The following is a 20,054-nucleotide window of genomic DNA, read 5'->3' as shown; positions in this document are numbered from 1 at the left end:
GATCATGACCCACTCTTCCCGCAAGCAGGCCGCCCCGTGCGGCGCCTGGGCTTCCCCGATCACTGCCGCCGTCGTCGCGGCCGGCTCGACCCCGCTGTCCGGCGTGCTGCTGGACGGCGCCGACCTGTTCTGGCTGGCCGGCCGCGCCAGCGAAGGCGGCCGCACGACGCTGCTGCGCCAGCGCGATGGCCGCATCGACGAACTCACGCCGGCGCCCTTCAATGTCCGCACCCGCGTGCACGAATACGGCGGCGGCGCGGTGCTGGCGGCGGACAAGCGGGTCTGGTTCTCGAATTTTGCGGACAACCGTATTTACCGCATCGACCCCGATGGCAGCGAGCCGGTGCCGGTAAGTGAAGGCGGCGCCCTGCGCTGGGCCGATTTCGTGCTGGACCGCGCTCACGTGCGCCTGGTCGGCGTGCGCGAAGACCATAGCGCCGGCGAGACCTATCCGGTGAATACCCTGTGCGCCCTCGGCGCCGACGGCACGCAGATGGTGCTCGACGACGGCTACGATTTTTACGCGTCCCCGCGCATCTCGCCGGACGGGAAGCAGATCGCCTGGCTGTGCTGGAACCACCCGCGCATGCCCTGGGAAGGCACGGAGCTGTGGCTGGCCGATATCGCCGCGGACGGCAGCCTGGCCAACGGCCGCCTGATCGCCGGCGGCCTTGACGAAGCCATCGTGCAGCCGGAATGGTCGCCGGGCGGCCTGCTGTATTTCGTGTCGGACCGCAGCGGCTGGTGGAATTTGCATCGCTTCGATCACGGCGTCGTGCACCCGGTGTGCCCGCGCGAGGCGGAATTCGGCTTGCCGCACTGGGTGTTTGGCCAACCGATGTACGGTTTCCGCTCGGACGCGGAGATCGTGTGCGCCTATATCGAGAGCGGTGTCAGCAAGCTGGCACGCCTGGATACGCGCAGCGGCGCCCTGACCCCGATCGACACGCCCTACCAGGAGATCCGCGATCTGCGCGTCAGCGGCGGCACGGTTGCCCTGCTGGGCGGCGCTCCGACCATTGCCGCGGAAGTCGTGCGCATCGACCTGGCGAGCGGCGAACGTGAAGTATTGGCGCGTTCGATCGAGCAGCTGCCGGACGTCGGGTTCCTAGCGGTGCCGCAGACGGTCAGCTACCCGAGCGCCAAGGGCCGTACTTCGCACGCCTTCTACTACCCGCCGACGAATGCGGACTACGAGCCGCTGCCCGGCGAGCTGCCGCCGCTGATGGTGATCGGCCACGGCGGCCCGACCGGCATGGCCAGCAGCACCCTGAAGCTGGCGACCCAGTTCTGGACCAGCCGCGGCATCGCCGTGCTGGATGTGAACTACGGCGGCAGCACCGGCTTCGGCCGCGCCTACCGCGACCTGCTGAAAGAACAGTGGGGCGTGGTCGACGTCGAGGATTGCGTGGCCGGCGCCAAGTACCTGGCCGACCAGGGCCTGGTCGACCGCGAGCGCCTGCTGATCCGCGGCGGCAGCGCCGGTGGATTGACCACCCTGTGCGCCCTCGCCTTCCATGACGTCTTCAAGGCCGGCGCCAGCTACTACGGGGTGTCCGATCTCAAAGGCCTGGACGCCGATTCGCACAAGTTCGAATCGCACTACAACGAATACCTGATCGCGCCGAAGGCCAGAGCCGACGCCGTGTACGCGGAGCGCTCGCCGATCAACCACACGGATAAACTGCGCCGCCCGATGATCTTCTTCCAGGGCCTGGACGACAAGGTGGTGCCGCCGCCGCAATCCGAAGTGATGGTCGAGGCCCTGCGCCGGCGTAAGGTGCCGGTGGCTTACCTGACGCTCGAAGGCGAGGGACATGGCTTCCGCAAGGCGGACAGCATCGTGCGCACCCTGGAAGCGGAGTTGGTTTTTTATCTGCGCGTGTTCGGCATTCCGGTTCCTTCCGATCTGCCTGAAGTCGAGATCGAGAACCTGGCCTGATGAGCGTGGAAGTACTCGGCGCGATCTTCGAGGCCTGCAGTGAAAAGCGCAAGCTGATCCTGGCCCTGCTGGCCCTGGCCGGCGAGCCGATGGGCCGGCGGCGCATCCACGAGCATCTGCAGCCGCTGGGCGAAAGCGCGCTTGAAGACGATATCGCCGACGATCTCGAAGCTCTGCGCGCGGACGGCCTGATCGGCGAGCTTCCCTCGCGCGGCTATGTGATCACGCCGGACCTGGCCTGGCCGGCGACGGCCTGGGCCATCCGCAGCCGGCGCCTGAACGAGCTGCGCGAGGTCTACCAGACCGTGACCCCGCTGCGCCTCGACTGGCAAGGCACCCCCATGCTGCGCAGCTACCGCCAGGGCGTGGCCCTGCTGCGCATGGCCCTGCTGGCCGGCGAAGGCCCGAAGACCATTGCACCGCTGCTGGCGGCCTGCCTGCGCTGCCACGAGGCGGCCTATCTGCATCCACTGGTCGACATCTGCGCCCGCCCCTTCGAGCCTGAGCTCATCGAACGCATCAACGGCGCCGTGCGCGACGAGGTGCTGGCGGTGCTGGTCAATCACGTCCAGCGCGAGCCGGCCAGCGCGCCGGCAATACGCGCCTATGCCGAAGAGCTGGTGGCGCAAGGCGGCGCCTCGATGGCGCTGCGCATTGCGCTGGCCGAGCACCTGATCCTGTGCGGCCGGCTGGACGCCGCCGCCGCGCTGCTGCACGACCTGGACGAATCCGCGACCCTGTACTACCGCAGCGTCATCCAGCTGCTGCGCGGCGATCTAGAGGAAGCCCTGGCCGGTTTCGACAAGGCCCTGAAGGCGCTGCGCAAGGAAACCGGCAAGCGCAAAGCCATCTTCGAGGGCATCGGCGGCCATCTGTACATCACCGCCCTGCTGAAAAGCAGCGATGCCAGGCACACCAAGGCGCTTGACGCCTACCTGGAATCGGCCACCCGCGCCGTGCAAAGCCACGACACCGCCGTCTACCAGCAGCTGTCGATGCTGCGCCAGATCCGCGGCGGCACCGTCGACGCCGAGGTCCTCCCCTCGCGCAACTGGGAGACCTCGCTGCAGCCGGTGATGTTCCGCGCCCTGCTGCACTGGTGGCTGGGCATGCCGCAGCTGGCCGACCGTAAAACCTTCCTCGAACAGCAGATGGACGTGGCGGAAGCGGCCGGCTTCGACTTCATCGCCGCGCAGATCGGTTCCGTGCTGGGCCAGCTGGGCATGGTCGGCATCGACAAGCGCGCGATCGCCCTGCGCCAGCGCCACCGCTTCACGGACATGGCGCTGTGGTTCGAGCGCGAGCAGCCCTGGGAGCGCCAGCTCAACGCCCTGATCAACCTGCAGCCGGCCGTCAACGTCGAGGTGGTGAAGGAATCGCGCCTGGCCTGGTTATTAAGCTGGGACGAGCACATGGGCGTGCGCGCGCTGGAACCGCGCGAGCAGAAGCGCGACGTGCAGGGCGGCTGGACCCGCGGCCGGCCACTGGGCTTGAAGCGCCTGGCCGAGGAAGCGGCGGAACTCGACTTTCTCACCGCCCAGGACGTGCAGGTGGCCAGCACCATCGGCGCCTACCGCTACTACAGCGGCACCGGCATGCGCCATGAATTCGATCTCGACAAGGCGGTGGCGCTGCTCGCCGGCCACCCGCTGCTGTTCTGGATGGATTCGCCGGGCACGCGCATCGAACTGCTGCCGGGCGAACCGCAGCTGATGGTGCGCGCCGGCGGCGGCAAGGTGACGATCTCCCTGAACCCGCCCATGCGCGAGCAGCAGGGCGAGGTCGTGGTGACCAAGGAAACGCCGACCCGGCTGCGCATCGTGCGCATCAAGGAAGAGCACAAGCGCATCGGCGCCATCGTTGGCGAGGGACTCGAAGTGCCGCTCGAAGCGGAGAAGCGCGTGCTGCAGGCGATCAGCGCGATCTCGTCCATCGTCACGGTGCAGTCGGACATCGGCGGCAGCCCCGCCGACATCGAGCAGGTCAGCGCCGACATGCGCCTGCACGTGCACCTGCTGCCCTACCAGCAAGGCTTGCGCGTGCGCGTGCTGGTGCGCCCGCTGCCGGACGCCGGTCCATACCTGCAACCGGGCGACGGCGCCGAGAGCATCATCGCGGACGTTGCCGGCGTGCGCACGGAAGCCAGGCGCGGCCTGAACGCCGAGCGCGAAGCCGAGCGCCAGCTGCTGGCCGATTGCAAGGCGCTGGAAAACGCCGAGCACGAACATGGCGAATGGCTGCTGGGCCAGCCCTTCCACTGCCTGGAGCTGCTCACCGAGCTGCAGGAGCTGGACGCGTCGCGCGTGGTGATTGCCTGGCCGGACGGCGAATCCTTCCGCATCACGAAGAAGGTGTCGTCGAAGTCCGTGCGCCTGAACATCCGCCGCGACAAGGACTGGTTCGCGGCCAACGGCGAAGTGCAGATCGACGAGAACAAGGTGATGAACCTGCGCGAGCTGCTCGGGCGCCTGCGCGAAGACCGCTTCGTGGCGCTCGGCGACAACCAGTTCCTGGCCCTCACCGACGAACTGCACCGCCGCTTGACGGACCTGTCGGCCTATACCGATGCGGACGAAGAGGCGCTGCGCTTCCACCCGCTGGCCAGCTTCGCGCTGGAAGAGATGGCATTGGAGGCCGGGGAAGTCGACGCCGACGTCGCCTGGCGCAAGCACCTGCAGCACATGCAGGCGAATGCCGACTACCAGCCGCAGCTGCCGACCACGTTGCAGGCCGAGCTGCGCGACTACCAGGTCGAGGGCTTCGAATGGCTGTCCCGTCTGGCGCACTGGGGCGTGGGCGCCTGCCTGGCCGACGACATGGGCCTCGGTAAAACCCTGCAGGCGCTGGCGTTGATTTTGTCGCGCGCGCCCGGCGGCCCGACCCTGGTGGTGGCGCCGACCTCGGTCGCCACCAACTGGATGGCGGAAGCGGAGCGCTTCGCGCCGACCCTGAACATGAAGCTGTTCGGCGCCGGCAAACGCGAGGCGATGCTGGAGGAGGCCGGCGCTTTCGACGTCATCGTCGTCAGCTACGGCCTGTTGCAACTGGAAGCGGAGCTGTTCAAGGACGTGCGCTGGCATACCATCGTGCTGGACGAGGCGCAGGCGATCAAGAATGCGCACACGCGCCGCTCGCAGGCGGTGATGTCGCTGCGCGGCGACTTCCGGATGGCGGCCACCGGTACACCGCTGGAAAACCACCTGGGCGAGTTGTGGAACCTGTTCAGGTTCATCAACCCGGGCCTGCTGGGCACCAGCGACCAGTTCAACCTCCGCTTTGCTGGCCCGATCGAAAAGGCCAGCGACAAACGCGCCGAGCTGGCCGCGCGCACGCGCCTGCGCCGCCTGACGCAGCCTTTCATCCTGCGCCGCACGAAAGCGCAAGTGCTGTCCGAGCTGCCGCCGCGCACCGAGATCGTGCTGCCGGTGGAGCTCAGCGCCGAGGAAACCGCGCTCTACGAATCGCTGCGCCGCGACGCCCTGGAGCGCATCGCCACGCTGGAAGCGCAGGTAAAGGGAAATGCGGCGCAAAAACAGATCCAGATCCTGGCGGAGATGATGAAGCTGCGCCGCGCCGTCTGCAATCCGGTGCTGGTGGCGCCCGACAGCGGCATCCGCAGCAGCAAGCTGGACGCGTTCGCGCGCCTGGTCGAGGAGCTGCTCGAGAACCGCCACAAGGCGCTGGTGTTCAGCCAGTTCGTCGACCACCTGACGCTGCTGCGCAAGCACCTGGACGAGCGCGGCATCCGCTACCAGTACCTGGACGGCTCGACGGCCATGCAGGAGCGCAAGCGCCGCGTGGACGCCTTCCAGGCCGGCGACGGCGACCTGTTTTTGATTAGCCTGAAGGCCGGCGGGGTCGGCATCAACCTCACCGCCGCCGACTACGTGATCCACATGGACCCGTGGTGGAACCCGGCAGTGGAAGACCAGGCCTCGGACCGCGCCCACCGCATGGGCCAGCAGCGCCCGGTGACCATCTACCGCCTGGTGGCGCGGCATACGATCGAGGAAGGCATCGTCGACCTGCACCGCCACAAGCGCGACCTGGCCGACAGCCTGCTGGAGGGCAGCGACGTGTCGGCGCGGATGTCCCCGGATGACATGCTGGCCATGCTGCAAGCGGGGCTGACGGGCGTGCGGGCGCCGGCGCTGGATACGTGACGTATTGTTTCAAGGTCCCGCAAAGGCGGGGAATGGTGCTAATCTGGCGCCCGCCATTTTTAATCAGGCAGACAGATCACGATGATGAAAACGAAATTCGCGCCGAAGCTTGCTCTTGCGGTCCTGCTCACCAGCTTCGCGCTGGCGCCGGCAGGCGCGCGCACAGGCAAGGCGGCCAAGCCGAAGCAGACCAGCAGCGCCAAGGCGAAGCCGTCGGCCAAGGCCAAGGCGTCCGGCAAATCCGCGTCCAGGTCTTCGGCGAAGGCCGAGGGCAAATCGGGCAAGGGCAAGGCAGCCGCCCTTGCCGCCCCGGTCGCCGCAGCCGCGGCAGCACCGGCTCAGGCGAGCACCCCGGCGCCGACCTCGCAGAACCGCAACGACCGCTTCATGGACTCGCAGTCCATGCAGTTCCTGACCGCGCTCTGGCGCATCGATCCGGAAGGCGCCATCTACGTCGGCAAGTTCGACGCCGCCGCCAAGCTGACCATTCCGGACGCGCCCACCCGCGCCAAGCAGCTGGCCTTCACCGACGAGTGGCTGGAAAAATTCCGCAAGCTGAATGCGGATAAACTCTCGCCCAACCAGCGCACCGACCTGGCGGTCCTGGTCAACAAGCTGCAGTACGATCGCTGGAAGCTGGCGGTGCTGCGCGACTTCGAGTGGAACCCGGCCCAGTACAACGTGGCCCAGCCGCTCGACCTGATCCTGAATACCGAGTACGCGGCGAAACCGCAGCGCCTGCGCACCATCCTCAAGCGCCTGGCCGACGTGCCGGCCTACTACCAGGCGGCGCAGGCCTCGATCCTGAATCCGACCCGCGAGCATACCCAGCTGGCGATCTCGCAGGCGCCTGGCACCCTGGTGGTGCTGGCGGAAGTCGGCAAGGCAGCCCAGGACTCGGCCCAGCTGACGCCGCAGGAAAAGGCGATCTTCGCGCAGCGCGTGGCGAACGCCGGCAGCGCGGTGCTGGCCTGGGTCGACTTTTTGAGCGACCTCGATAAATCCCAGGAGCAGATGCAGCGCGCCCGCTCGTTCCGCCTCGGGAAGGAACTGTACGAACAGAAGTTCGCCCTCGAGATCCAGTCCGCCAATACGGCCGAGCAGACCTATCGTAAGGCCCTGGCCGCGCGCGACGAACTCCTGACCCGCATGGATGGCCTGGCCGACCAGCTGTGGTCGCAGACCATGGGCAATGCCGCCAAGCCCAACGACCGCTTCCAGAAGATCGGCATGGTCATCGACAAGCTCTCGCTGCAGCACGTCGCACCGGCCGACTTCCTGCCCGAGATCCGCCGCCAGATTCCTCAGCTGCAGGACTACGTCATCAAGAACAAGCTGGTGAGCATCGATCCGAGCAAGCCGCTGGTGGTGCGCGAGACCCCGCTATACCAGCGCGGCGTGGCCGGCGCCAGCATCGACGCGCCGGGACCGTATCGTCCGAAAGACAAGACCTATTACAACGTCACGCCGCTGGATGGCCTCACGCCGCAACAGGCCGAAAGCAGCCTGCGCGAGTACAACAACTGGATGCTGCAAATCCTGAACATCCACGAGGCGATCCCCGGTCACTACACCCAGCTGATGAACGCCAACCGTTCACCTTCGCTGGTGAAGGCCCTGTTCGGGAATGGCGCGATGGTCGAAGGCTGGGCCGTGTACGGCGAGCGCATGATGCTCGAATCCGGCTACGGCAACAACGCGCCGGAACTGTGGCTGATGTGGTGCAAGTGGAACCTGCGCAGCGTGTCGAACACCATCCTCGACTACAGCGTGCATGTGCTCGGCATGACGCGCGAACAGGCCCTCGACTTGCTGGTGCGCCAGGCCTTCCAGACGCCGCAGGAAGCCGTCGAAAAATGGCGCCGCGTGCAGCTGTCCTCGGTGCAGCTGACCAGCTACTTCAGCGGCTACAGCGACATCGTGGAACTGCGCGAGCGCCGCAAGCAGCAGCTGGGCGAACGCTTCAACCTGAAGGAGTTCCACGACCAGTTCCTCGGCTACGGCAACGCGCCGGTGCGGATCATCGGGCAGCTGATGCAGTAAGCAGGGCGCATGCGGCGGCATGAGGCAGATCGATAGCCCTTCCGCCGCTTGATTGCCCACAAGCAAGTGCATGCGGTAAGACCTTACGATGGCGCGATTTCCCCGCCACTCGCAAAGGATTCCCATGAACCTGCCATGCCGTTCCGCCTGCCTGTTCCTTCCCCTTCTGCTGTCCCTGTCCGCCTGCGGCACCGCCCCCACCCTCGGCGCGTCCGGCGCCAAGACCGTCGCCACCGGATCGGCCGGCGGCGCCACTGCGACCGGCGCCAACAGCCAACTCGAACGCTGCGACCGCTCGCTGGGTACGCTGGCCATCGTCGAGGAATCCAACCAGCCCTGGGTCAGCCAGCTCACCGCAACCTATCGCACGCAGAGCACGGTGCCGCTGCTGCGCATGATCGTCCAGCAGTCGAACTGCTTCGTGATCGTCGAACGCGGCCAAGGGATGCGCCAGATGCAGGGCGAGCGCGAGCTGATGCAGTCGGGCGAACTGCGCAAGACCAGCAACTTCAGCAAGGGCCAGATGGTGGCCGCCGACTACACGATGACGCCCTCGATCACCTTCAGCCAGAAGGGCACCAGCGGCGTCAATGGCCTGCTGGGCGGCCGCATCGGCGCGGTGGCCTCGCTGATCGGCGGCTCGGCGAAGTCGAACGAGGCCTCGACCATGCTGCTGCTGACCGATAACCGCTCCGGCATCCAACTGGCGGCGGCCGAAGGCAGCGCCCAGAACTGGGACATGGGCTTCATGGCCGGCTTCTTCCAGCACGGCCTGGCCGGCGCCAGCGGCTTCAGCAACACCCCGGAAGGCAAGGTGCTGGCGGCGTCCTTCATGGATTCGTACAACCAGATGGTCAAGGCCGTCCGCGCCTACAAGGCGCAGTCCGTGGAAGGCGGCCTGGGTAATGGCGGCGTGTTGAAGACCAACTGACAAGCCACGCCTGGCGGTGTTGGTCCGGACCCGACACCGCCTGCGCAAGCTGTTGTTCCCGGGCCGACTTTCCGCGCCCGATCGGCGCCGGAAATGGCGAAAATCCCCGTTTCAGTGGCTGGCACGCCTCGTGCTGTATGGAGATCCGTGGACGAAAAAAACGTCCCGCACTTTCCGAAACCAGCTACTGAAGGGGAACATCATGAACGTCCACAAGCACATGGAAGTCATCTTCATCGTCGCCCTGGCCACCGTCGGCGTTGGCAGCTTCGCCATCGACAGCGTGCCGGGCGCCCAGGCCCGCGCCTCTACGCCGGTCATGCGCGAAGTAGCGGCAGCGACTGCTGCTGCACAGGGCGCGGCGCCGATGGCCCTTCTATGTACGCCCAAAAGCGTGCGCCGGACTTGAGGCGCACAGACTGCTTTACTTCTCAACCAAGCCCTGGCTCTTCAGCCAGGGCTTTTTTTTATGAAAATTTGATGAAAGATCGGGCAGAGTTCTTCTGCTGTGTTGTTCTTTTCTCACCTTTATCACTAATTTCCACAACTTAACTTGATAAATACCGAACAAAGTGAGATTATTCCTACAGTAAAATTATCAAAAAGAAATATTCGTTAATTTTATTGCATAAAACAACGCCGAACTGATCCTTAAAATCGGCAAATCTAAACCATTGGGGATTCGTTCATGAAAACGTTTATCAAGAATTTTGCTGGCTCCGCCTTCCTGCTCGCAGTCGTCTGCAGCGATGCATTGGCTCGTCCTTGCGGCGCCTCGCCGTTGCCGGCTTGTGAAGTGCCCGAACCGACCAGCCCCTTGCTGTTCATCGTCGCGGCCGCCGCAGCTGTTGCGGTGTACCGCTTCCGCAAGTAAGTAGCGGCTTGAAGCCGGGTTGGTTCGCCAACCCGGCGCTTTCCGTTCTCTATCGTTAGCGCTGGCCCAGCAGGTCGGCGACGGCCTCCTTTTGCCCAATTTTCCGAACTGCTCATGTCCGCCACGCCTAACTTCACCAGCTACATCACCTATCCCGGCTCGTCCCTGCAGCCCAGCCTGCTCGACCTGACGATCAAGTCGACGTCGATCCTGAATCCGCAGGCGGCCAGCGGCGGCACGCTCTATGACGCCTGGTGCATGGTCGAGAATATCGATCTGCCGGTGCCTGCGACCTACACCAGCTATCTGTATTCGAGCTACGAAATCGGTACGCTTGTGGCCTCGGTGCCGAGCTTGGCCAATAACAAGTTCCTTGCCAACCTCGATAACATCAACTGGCTGCTCAACTGGTACAACGGCAGCAATGCCACGTATGGCGACGTACAGGGCGCGATCTGGAAAATGCTCGGCAGCACGTCCATCGTCAACTATGTCGGCCCGCAAAATGCCGCAACCATCGATTCCCTGGTTGCCGAAGCACTGAAGCACGACGGTTATGTTCCCGGCATCGGCGGCACGATCGCGGCGATCGTCGACCCGCTGCAAGGCAGCACCCACCGCCAGCCCTTGCTCGTCACGATGCAAGCGGCATCGATCGGCGACAAGGTCTGGCACGATGCCAACGCCAATGGCATACAGGATGCCGGCGAAACCGGAATTGCCAACGCGACCGTGCAACTGGTCCGCGACCAGAACCAGGACGGCGATTTCAACGACGCCAATGAGGTACTTGCCACCACGACCACCGACAGCCAGGGCAACTACGTCTTCAAGGGCCTGACGCCGGGCCTGAACTACCAGGTCGTATTCTCGCTGCCCAGCAGCTACGATTTTGTCAGCCCGCGCCAAGCGGACGGCAAGGCGGCTGCCGATGGCAACAGCGATGCCCTGGTATCGAATGTCGTGGTGCTGGCGCCCGGCGAAAACAACAGTGGCATCGACGCCGGTTTCTACAACAAAGCCAGCCTGGGCGACCGCCTGTGGCTCGACGCCAACGGCAACGGCCAGCAGGACGCGGCCGAGACTGGCATCGCCGGCCAGACAGTCACCTTGACCGGTGGCGGCAAGGATGGCCTGATCGCGACGGCAGCCGACAACACGACGCTGAGCACGACTACCGATGCCAACGGCAATTACAAATTCACCGGCCTGACGCCGGGCGTCGAATACCAGGTCCAGTTCGCTGCGCCAGCCGGTAGCGTATTCACCCCGCAGGACAAGGGTAACGACGCCAGCGATTCGGATGTGGGTGCAAACGGCCTTTCGCAGATCGTCAAGCTGAGCTCCGGCGAGAACAACACCACCATCGATGCCGGCGTCTACACGCCAGCGAGCCTGGGAGATCATGTCTGGTTCGATGCCAACGCCAATGGCCAGCAGGATGCGGGCGAAGCCGGTATCGCCGGCGTGAACGTCACGCTGACGGGCGGCGGCGTGGATGGCCTGATCTCGACCGCGGCAGACAACACCACTGTCACCGCGACCACTGATGCCAACGGCAACTACAAATTCACCGGCCTGACGCCGGGCGTCGAATACCAGGTGCAGTTCGCAGCGCCGGCCGGCAGTGTGTTCACGGCGCAGGACAAGGGCAGCGATACCAGCGATTCGGACGTCAACAGCAATGGTCTGTCGCAGATCGTCAAACTGGCTTCCGGCGAAAACAACACCACGATCGATGCCGGCGTCTATGCACCGGCCAGCCTGGGTGACCGCGTCTGGGTCGACGCCAACGGCAACGGCCAGCAGGACGGCGACGAAACGGGTGTCGCGGGTGCGAAAGTGACGCTGATCGGCGGTGGCGCCGATGGCCTGATCTCGACCGCGGCTGACAACACCACCGTCACCACGACCACCGACGCGAACGGCAACTACAAATTCACTGGCCTGACTCCAGGCATCGAATACCAGGTGCAGTTTGCAGCAGGGACTGGTTCCGTGTTCACGGCCCAGGACAAGGGCAGCGACGCCAGCGATTCCGACGCCGACAGCAGCGGTCTGTCGCAGATCGTCAAGCTGGTCTCGGGCGAAAACAACACCACGATCGATGCCGGCGTCTACGTGCCGGCAAGCCTGGGTGACCGCGTCTGGGTCGACGCCAACGGCAACGGCCAGCAGGACGGCGATGAAACCGGTGTCGCGGGTGCGAAGGTGACGCTGATCGGCGGCGGCGCCGATGGCCTGATCTCGACCACGGCCGACAACACCAGCGTCACCACAACCACCGACGCGAACGGCAACTACAAGTTCACCGGCCTGACCCCGGGCGTCGAATATCAGGTGCAGTTCGCAGCAAACGCCGGCGCCGTCTTCACGGCGCAGGACAAGGGCAACGACGCTACCGACTCCGATGTCGATGCAGCTGGCAAGAGCCAGATCGTCAAGTTGGCTTCGGGCGAAAATAACACCAGCATCGATGCGGGCGTCTATACGCCGGCCAGCCTGGGCGATCGCGTTTGGGTTGACGCCAACGCCAACGGCCAGCAAGACAGCAATGAAATCGGTGTCGCCAATGCCACCGTCACCCTGATCGGCGGCGGCGCCGATGGCCTGATCTCGACCACGGCCGACAACACCACGGCTAGCACGACCACCGACGCAAACGGCAACTACAAATTCACCGGCCTGACTCCAGGCGTCGAATATCAGGTGCAGTTCGCAGCTGGCGCCGGCTCCGTGTTCACGGCTCAAGACAAGGGCAACGACGCCAGCGATTCCGACGCCGACAGCAGCGGTCTGTCGCAGATCGTGAAGCTGGGTTCGGGCGAAAACAACACCACGATCGACGCCGGCATCTATACCCCGGCCAGCCTGGGTGACCGCGTCTGGGTTGACGCCAACGCCAATGGCCAGCAAGACAACAATGAAACCGGTGTTGCGAATGCCACCGTCACCCTGATCGGCGGCGGCGCCGATGGCCTGATCTCGACCACGGCTGACAACACCAGCGTCACGACGACAACCGATGCGAACGGCAACTACAAGTTCACCGGCCTCACCCCGGGCGTCGAATATCAGGTGCAGTTCGCAGCAGGCGCCGGCGCCGTCTTCACGGCACAGGACAAGGGCAACGACGCTACCGACTCCGATGCCGATGCATCTGGCAAGAGCCAGATCATCAAGTTGGTCTCGGGCGAAAATAACACCAGCATCGATGCGGGCGTCTATACGCCGGCCAGCCTGGGCGACCGCATGTGGGTCGATACCAACGCCAACGGCCAGCAAGACAGCAATGAAACCGGTGTCGCTAATGCCACCGTCACCCTGATCGGCGGCGGCGCCGATGGCCTGATCTCGACCACTGCCGACAACACCACGGCTAGCACGACCACCGACGCAAACGGCAACTACAAATTCACCGGCCTGACTCCAGGCGTCGAATACCAGGTGCAGTTTGCAGCAGGCACCGGCGCCGTGTTCACGGCGCAGGACAAGGGCAACGACGCCAGCGATTCCGATGCCGACAGCAGCGGTCTGTCGCAGATCGTCAAACTGGCTTCGGGCGAAAACAACACCAGCATCGATGCGGGCATTTACACCCCGGCCAGCCTGGGTGATCGCGTCTGGGTCGACGCTAATGCTAATGGCCAGCAGGATGGCGACGAAACCGGTGTCGCCGGTGCGAAAGTGACGCTGATCGGCGGCGGCGCCGACGGTCTGATCTCGACCACGGCCGACAACACCACGGCTAGCACGACCACCGACGCGAACGGCAACTACAAATTCACCGGCCTGACCCCGGGCGTCGAATATCAGGTGCAGTTCGCAGCAAACGCCGGCGCCGTGTTCACGGCACAAGATAAAGGCAACGACGCCAGCGATTCCGACGCCGACAGCAGCGGTCTGTCGCAGATCGTGAAGCTGGGTTCGGGCGAACACAACACCAGCATCGATGCGGGCGTCTATACACCGGCCAGCCTGGGCGATCGCGTCTGGGTTGATGCCAATGCTAATGGCCAGCAGGACGGCGACGAAATCGGTGTCGCCGGTGCAAAGGTAACGCTGATCGGCGGCGGCGCCGATGGCCTGATCTCGACCGCGGCTGACAACACCACCGTCACCACGACCACCGACGCGAACGGCAACTACAAGTTCACCGGCCTCACCCCGGGCGTCGAATACCAAGTACAGTTTGCAGCAGGCGCCAGCGCGATCTTCACGGCCCAGGACAAAGGCAACGACGCCAGCGATTCCGATGCCGACAGCAGCGGTCTGTCGCAGATCGTGAAGCTGGGTTCGGGCGAAAACAACACGAGCATCGATGCGGGCGTCTATACACCGGCCAGCCTGGGCGATCGCGTCTGGGTCGACACCAACGCCAACGGCCAGCAAGACAGCAATGAAACCGGTGTCGCCAATGCCACCGTCACCCTGATCGGTGGCGGTGCCGATGGCCTGATCTCGACCAAGGCTGACAACACGACTGTCACGACGACCACCGATGGCAATGGCAACTACAAATTCACCGGCCTGACCCCGGGCGTCGAATACCAGGTGCAGTTCGCAGCAAACGCCGGCGCCGTGTTCACGGCACAAGACAAAGGCAACGACGTCAGCGATTCCGATGCCGACAGCAGCGGTCTGTCGCAGATCGTCAAACTGGCTTCGGGCGAAAACAACACCAGCATCGACGCCGGCATCTATACTCCGGCCAGCTTGGGTGACCGCGTCTGGGTTGACGCCAACGCCAATGGCCAGCAAGACAGCAATGAAACCGGTGTCGCCAATGCCACCGTCATCCTGATCGGCGGCGGCGCCGATGGCCTGATCTCGACCACTGCCGACAACACCACGGCTAGCACGACCACCGACGCAAACGGCAACTACAAATTCACCGGCCTGACTCCAGGCGTCGAATATCAGGTGCAGTTCGCAGCTGGCGCCGGCTCCGTGTTCACGGCTCAAGACAAGGGCAACGACGCCAGCGATTCCGATGCCGACAGCAGCGGTCTGTCGCAGATCGTCAAACTGGTTTCGGGCGAAAACAACACCAGCATCGATGCGGGCATTTACACCCCGGCCAGTCTGGGTGACCGCGTCTGGGTTGACGCCAATGCCAACGGCCAGCAAGACAGCAATGAAACCGGTGTCGCTAATGCCACCGTCACCCTGATCGGCGGCGGCGCCGATGGCCTGATCTCGACCACTGCCGACAACACCACGGCTAGCACGACCACCGACGCGAACGGCAACTACAAATTCACCGGCCTGACTCCAGGCGTCGAATACCAGGTGCAGTTTGCAGCAGGCACCGGCGCCGTGTTCACGGCGCAGGACAAGGGTAACGACGCCAGCGACTCCGATGCCGATGCATCTGGCAAGAGCCAGATCGTAAAGCTGGGCTCCGGTGAAAGCAACACCAGCATCGATGCCGGCGTCTACACCCCGGCCAGCCTTGGCGACCGCATGTGGGTCGATGCTAACGCCAACGGCCAGCAGGATCCAGGCGAAGCCGGTGTTGCCGGCGCCACCGTCACGCTCATTGGCGGCGGCGCCGATGGCCTGGTCTCGACCACGGCTGACAACACCAGCGTCACCATGACCACCGATGCGAACGGCAACTACAAGTTCACCAACCTGACCCCAGGCATGGAATACCAGGTGCAATTTGCAGCAGCAGCCGGCAATGTCTTCACGGCCCAGGACAAAGGCAATGACGCCAGCGACTCCGACGCCAACGCAACGGGCCTGTCGCAGATCGTCAAACTCGGCTCAGGCGAGAACAACAACACTATCGACGCTGGCGTCTATGCACAGGCAAGCCTCGGTGATCGTGTCTGGGTAGACGCCAACGGCAACGGACAGCAAGATACAGGCGAAACCGGCGTCGCCGGCGCCACCGTCACCCTGATCAGCGGTGGCGCCGATGGCCTGATCTCGACCACTGGCGATAACACCAGCGTTACCACCACCACCGACGCCAACGGCAACTACAAGTTCACCGGTCTGACCCCAGGCATGGAATACCAGGTGCAATTTACAGCAGCAGCCGGCAATGTCTTCACGGCGCAGGACAAGGGCAACGACGCCAGTGACTCCGACGCCAATAGTGCGGGTCTGTCGCAGATCGTCAAACTGGGCTCAGGCGAAAACAACACCAGCATCGATGCGGGCATTTATACCCCTGCTAGCCTGGGTGATCGCGTCTGGGTTGACACCAACGGCAACGGCCAGCAAGACAGCAATGAAACCGGTGTCGCCAATGCCACCGTCACCCTGATCGGTGGCGGCGCCGACGGCCTGATCTCGACTACGGCCGACAACACAAGCGTCACCACGACCACCGACGCCAACGGCAGCTACAAGTTCACCAACCTGACCCCGGGCATGGAATACCAGGTCAAATTTGCAGCACCTGCCGGCAGTATCTTCACTACCCAGGACAAAGGCAATGATGCTAGCGACTCCGACGCCAGCGCTAGCGGCCTGTCGCAAATCGTCACGCTGACTTCCGGCCAAAACAACACGACCGTCGATGCCGGCATCTACGCACCGGCCAGCCTGGGCGACCGTGTCTGGATCGACAACAACGCCAACGGCCAGCAGGATGCGAACGAAATCGGTGTCGCCAGCGCCATCGTCACCTTGACCGGGGGCGGCGCCGATGGCCTGATTTCGACCGCAGCGGATAACACCACGTCGACCACAACCACCGACGCCAACGGCAACTACAAGTTCACCGGTCTGACCCCTGGCATGGAATACCAGGTGCAGGTCACCGCCCCAAGCGGCAGCGTGTTCACCGCCCAGGACAAAGGCAACGACGCCAGCGATTCCGATGTGGACACGACGAGCGGCAAGAGCCAGATCGTAAAGCTGGCAGCTGGCGAAAACAACACCAGCATCGACGCCGGTGTCTACACGCCAGCCAGTATCGGCGACCGCTTCTGGGTCGATGCCAATGGCAACGGCCAACAGGATGCAACCGAAACCGGCGTTGCCGGCGCCACCGTGACCCTGATCGGCGGCGGCGCCGATGGCCTGATTTCGACCGCAGCCGACAACACGACCGTCACCACCACCACCGACGCCAATGGCGCCTACCTGTTCGCCAACCTGAAACCCGGCACGGAATACCAAGTGCAGTTCAGCGCCCCCGCCGGCATGGTCTTCACCAAGCGCGACATCGGCAGCGATACCAGCGATTCGGACGCGGACACCACCACCGGCAAAACCCAGATCGTAACCCTGGCGTCCGGCGAAAAGAACATGACGCTGGACGCCGGTGTGTACAAGCCGGCCAGCATCACCGACCGCGTGTGGAACGATGCAAACAATAACGGTGTGCAAGACGCTGGTGAAGCGGGTATCGCCGGCGTCACCATCACACTGATCGGAGGCGGAACCGATGGCAAGATCTCGACCACCGGCGACAATACCTCCGTCACCACGACCTCCGATGCCAACGGCTACTTCCAGTTCACCAACTTAAACCCGGGCACTGAGTACCAGGTCCAGTACACCAAGCCGACGGGCTATGTATCGACTGGTTCCAATTCTGGCGGCGGCGCGAATACCTCGACCGGCCAGACCGGCACCGTGGTGCTGGAGTCGGGCGAGAGCAATAAGAGCTTCGACATCGGCCTGACCAAGCCGACCGGCGACCTGTCGATCACCAAGACTGACGGCCTGACCAGCGTGCTGCCGGGACAGACGGTCACCTACACGATCGTTGCCAAGAACACCGGTACCACGACTGCTACCAATGCCGTGGTGACGGACACGCTGCCGAGCTACCTCACCAACGTGAACTGGACCAGCACTGCATCCAGCGGCGCCAGCGGCAACCAGGCATCCGGCACCGGCAACATCAACAGCACGCTCACACTGGCAGGCGGCGCCAGCGTCACCTACACGGTGAAGGCGACCGTCGCCAGCATGGCGTCTCTGGAAAAGGTCGCGGATTTCGGTTCGATGGCCAACAACACCAACCTGGGCCAGAACACCACGATCAACGGTGTGCACGTCGACGCTGCCTACATCACCTCGACTGGCCAGATCGGCAATGCGGTGCTGTGGGCGCGCAACAGCGGCACCGACAAGGGCCTGGGCGTGTGGTCGACCAACGAAGCCAGCCCGTCGACCAGCGGGAGCATCACCGGTGAGCTGAGCAACCAGACCAACAGCGAAGTAATCCGCCTGACCCTGGCGGACGGCCAGCAATGGAGTTCGCTATGGGTATCCTCGCTGGACAAGAACAGTGCCGGCGGCGCCGAAATGGGCACCCTGTACTGGTCCGACAGCGCCACCCCGGACTTGTCAACCCTGAGCACCAAATTCGTCTTCAAAAACGGCGATTTCGGCCTGGGTGCGGAAGAGGGCGACCTGCTGTCGCTGCGTCCAAGCGGCTTCGATGCCGATGCCAAGTACCTGTTCTTCGTCGCCGGCGGCAACGGCAGCACGGCCAAGAACGATTACCTGGTATGGAAGGCAGGCACGATCCCGACCCAGATCGCGAACACCGCCACTGTCACGGCGCCGAGTGGTTTCACCGACACCAATACCACCAACAACAGCGCCACCGACACCGACAATCTGGCCGTGCCGACCCCGGCCACCATCGTGCGTGGCTCGATCGGTGACCTGGTGTGGGAAGACCTGAACTACAACGGTCTGCGCGACAGCGGCGAAGCCGGCATCGCCAACGTCACCGTGCGCCTGCTCGACGGCAGCAACAATGTGCTGGCCACGACCACGACGAACAGCAGCGGCAACTACCTGTTCAGCAACCTGAACGCGGGCAGCTACAAGATCGAAGTCGTAAAACCGGCCGACTACTACGCCACCAAGGCCAATATCGGCACGAACAACGCCATCGATTCCGATATCGACACAAGCACGTCGCGCAGCGCTACCATCACGCTGACCCAGGGCCAGAACGACCTGAGCTGGGACGCCGGCCTGTACCGCAAGGCCTCGATCGGCGACAAGGTATGGCGCGATGCTGACCACGACGACATCCAGGATGCCGGCGAAGAAGGCATCATGGGCGTAAAGGTCATGCTGTACAGCGCTAGCGGCACACTGATGGGCACCACAACCACCAATAGCACTGGCAACTACAAGTTCGCCAACCTGGATCCGGGCAGTTACTATCTGGTGTTCGACAAGACCAATGTCATGTTCCAAGGCGCAAATATGAACGCCGCCGTCAACATGAACACTTGGAAGTGGGCCAGCAAGGACATCGGTACCAACGATGCGATCGATTCGGACGTCGTCGGCGACGGTGTCGCCACTACCAACGTGACCAGGACTGATGTCACCACGCTGAAGTCCGGCGAGAACGACATGAGCTGGGACGCCGCCATCACCCCAATAGTGATCGATCTGAACGGCGACGGCGTGCACACGGTGGCGCGCAGCACCTCGACTGCGACCTTCGACCTGCTCGGCAACGGTAAGCCGATCCAATCCGGCTGGCTGTCCTCGAGCGACGGCTTCCTGGCGGTCGACCTGAACGGTAACGGCAAGATCGACGGCATCGGCGAACTGTTCGGCGGCAGCGCCAAGGGCGAGGGTTTCGCCAAGCTGGCCACCTACGACAGCAATGGCGACGGCGTGGTCGATGTCCACGACGCCGCGTTCGCAGCACTGCGTGTCTGGGTCGATGCCAACGGCAACCACGCCACCGACAGCGGCGAGCTCATGACGCTGGCCCAGGCAGGCGTGACTTCGCTGACGGTCGCGCATACCGACCTGCCATTCGTCGATGCGCAGGGTAACCTGCACCTCGAGCGCAGCAGCGCCACGCTGGCGAACGGCACGGTGGCCGACATGACCGACGTGTATTTCGCTGTCGACGCCAAGGATGCGCCGCATGCCGCAACCCTCGCCGAGCTGGCAAGCGGCAGCGAGCCGGTCGCCCATGTCCAGGTTGGGCTGGTGGGACAGCCGTCCATGCTGGCGGTCTGACCCGCATCGCGCTGTAAGCCAAGCCGCTGTCCTGTCCGGGACAGCGGCTTTTTTTCATTGGCCTTCAGCACAATGTGCAAATCCGCACACCCACCGTGCTCGCGCGCGCCTTGTATGCATGGGCCC

At 64.1% G+C, this 20,054-nt stretch carries 7 protein-coding genes; all 7 read left to right on the top strand.

Going from position 1 to position 20,054, the window contains the following annotated elements; translation table 11 throughout:
• Nucleotides 1-4 precede the first annotated feature (4 nt).
• The 7 genes from AC07PE_RS18030 (at nucleotide 5) to AC07PE_RS18000 (ending at nucleotide 19,928) form a co-directional block, all read left to right on the top strand.
• Nucleotides 5-1,942 (top strand): dipeptidyl-peptidase 5, encoded by a 1,938-nt coding sequence (locus AC07PE_RS18030; protein WP_498766911.1) that lies wholly within the window; start codon nucleotides 5-7, stop codon nucleotides 1,940-1,942.
• Nucleotides 1,942-6,105 carry a DEAD/DEAH box helicase gene (locus tag AC07PE_RS18025; protein ID WP_498766909.1) on the top strand — a complete coding sequence of 1,388 codons (4,164 nt, stop codon included), beginning with the start codon at nucleotides 1,942-1,944 and terminating at the stop codon, nucleotides 6,103-6,105. Before AC07PE_RS18030 ends, AC07PE_RS18025 begins: the two co-directional genes overlap by 1 nt.
• An 81-nt stretch (nucleotides 6,106-6,186) precedes the next feature.
• On the top strand, nucleotides 6,187-8,148 hold the full coding sequence (locus AC07PE_RS18020; protein ID WP_498766907.1) for a DUF885 domain-containing protein: 1,962 nt from the start codon (nucleotides 6,187-6,189) through the stop codon (nucleotides 8,146-8,148).
• A 124-nt stretch (nucleotides 8,149-8,272) separates the two neighbouring features.
• On the top strand, nucleotides 8,273-9,079 hold the full coding sequence (locus AC07PE_RS18015) for a CsgG/HfaB family protein (RefSeq protein ID WP_498766905.1): 807 nt from the start codon (nucleotides 8,273-8,275) through the stop codon (nucleotides 9,077-9,079).
• Between the two features lie 202 nt (nucleotides 9,080-9,281).
• Complete coding sequence (locus tag AC07PE_RS18010) at nucleotides 9,282-9,488, top strand: hypothetical protein (protein ID WP_498766903.1); 207 nt, start codon at nucleotides 9,282-9,284, stop codon at nucleotides 9,486-9,488.
• Nucleotides 9,489-9,767: 279 nt separating this feature from the next.
• Nucleotides 9,768-9,953: a PEP-CTERM sorting domain-containing protein gene (locus AC07PE_RS18005; RefSeq protein ID WP_498766901.1), complete on the top strand. Its 186-nt coding sequence runs from the start codon at nucleotides 9,768-9,770 to the stop codon at nucleotides 9,951-9,953.
• Nucleotides 9,954-10,067: 114 nt separating this feature from the next.
• The gene (locus tag AC07PE_RS18000; protein WP_498766899.1) at nucleotides 10,068-19,928 is read left to right on the top strand and encodes an SdrD B-like domain-containing protein; all 9,861 of its coding nucleotides are present in this window, start codon (nucleotides 10,068-10,070) and stop codon (nucleotides 19,926-19,928) included.
• Nucleotides 19,929-20,054: the final 126 nt, after the last annotated feature.

The sequence above is a fragment of the Telluria sp. GW821-FHT07G12 genome (genome assembly GCF_059418525.1).
This window is presented reverse-complemented; position numbering and strand designations above follow the sequence as displayed.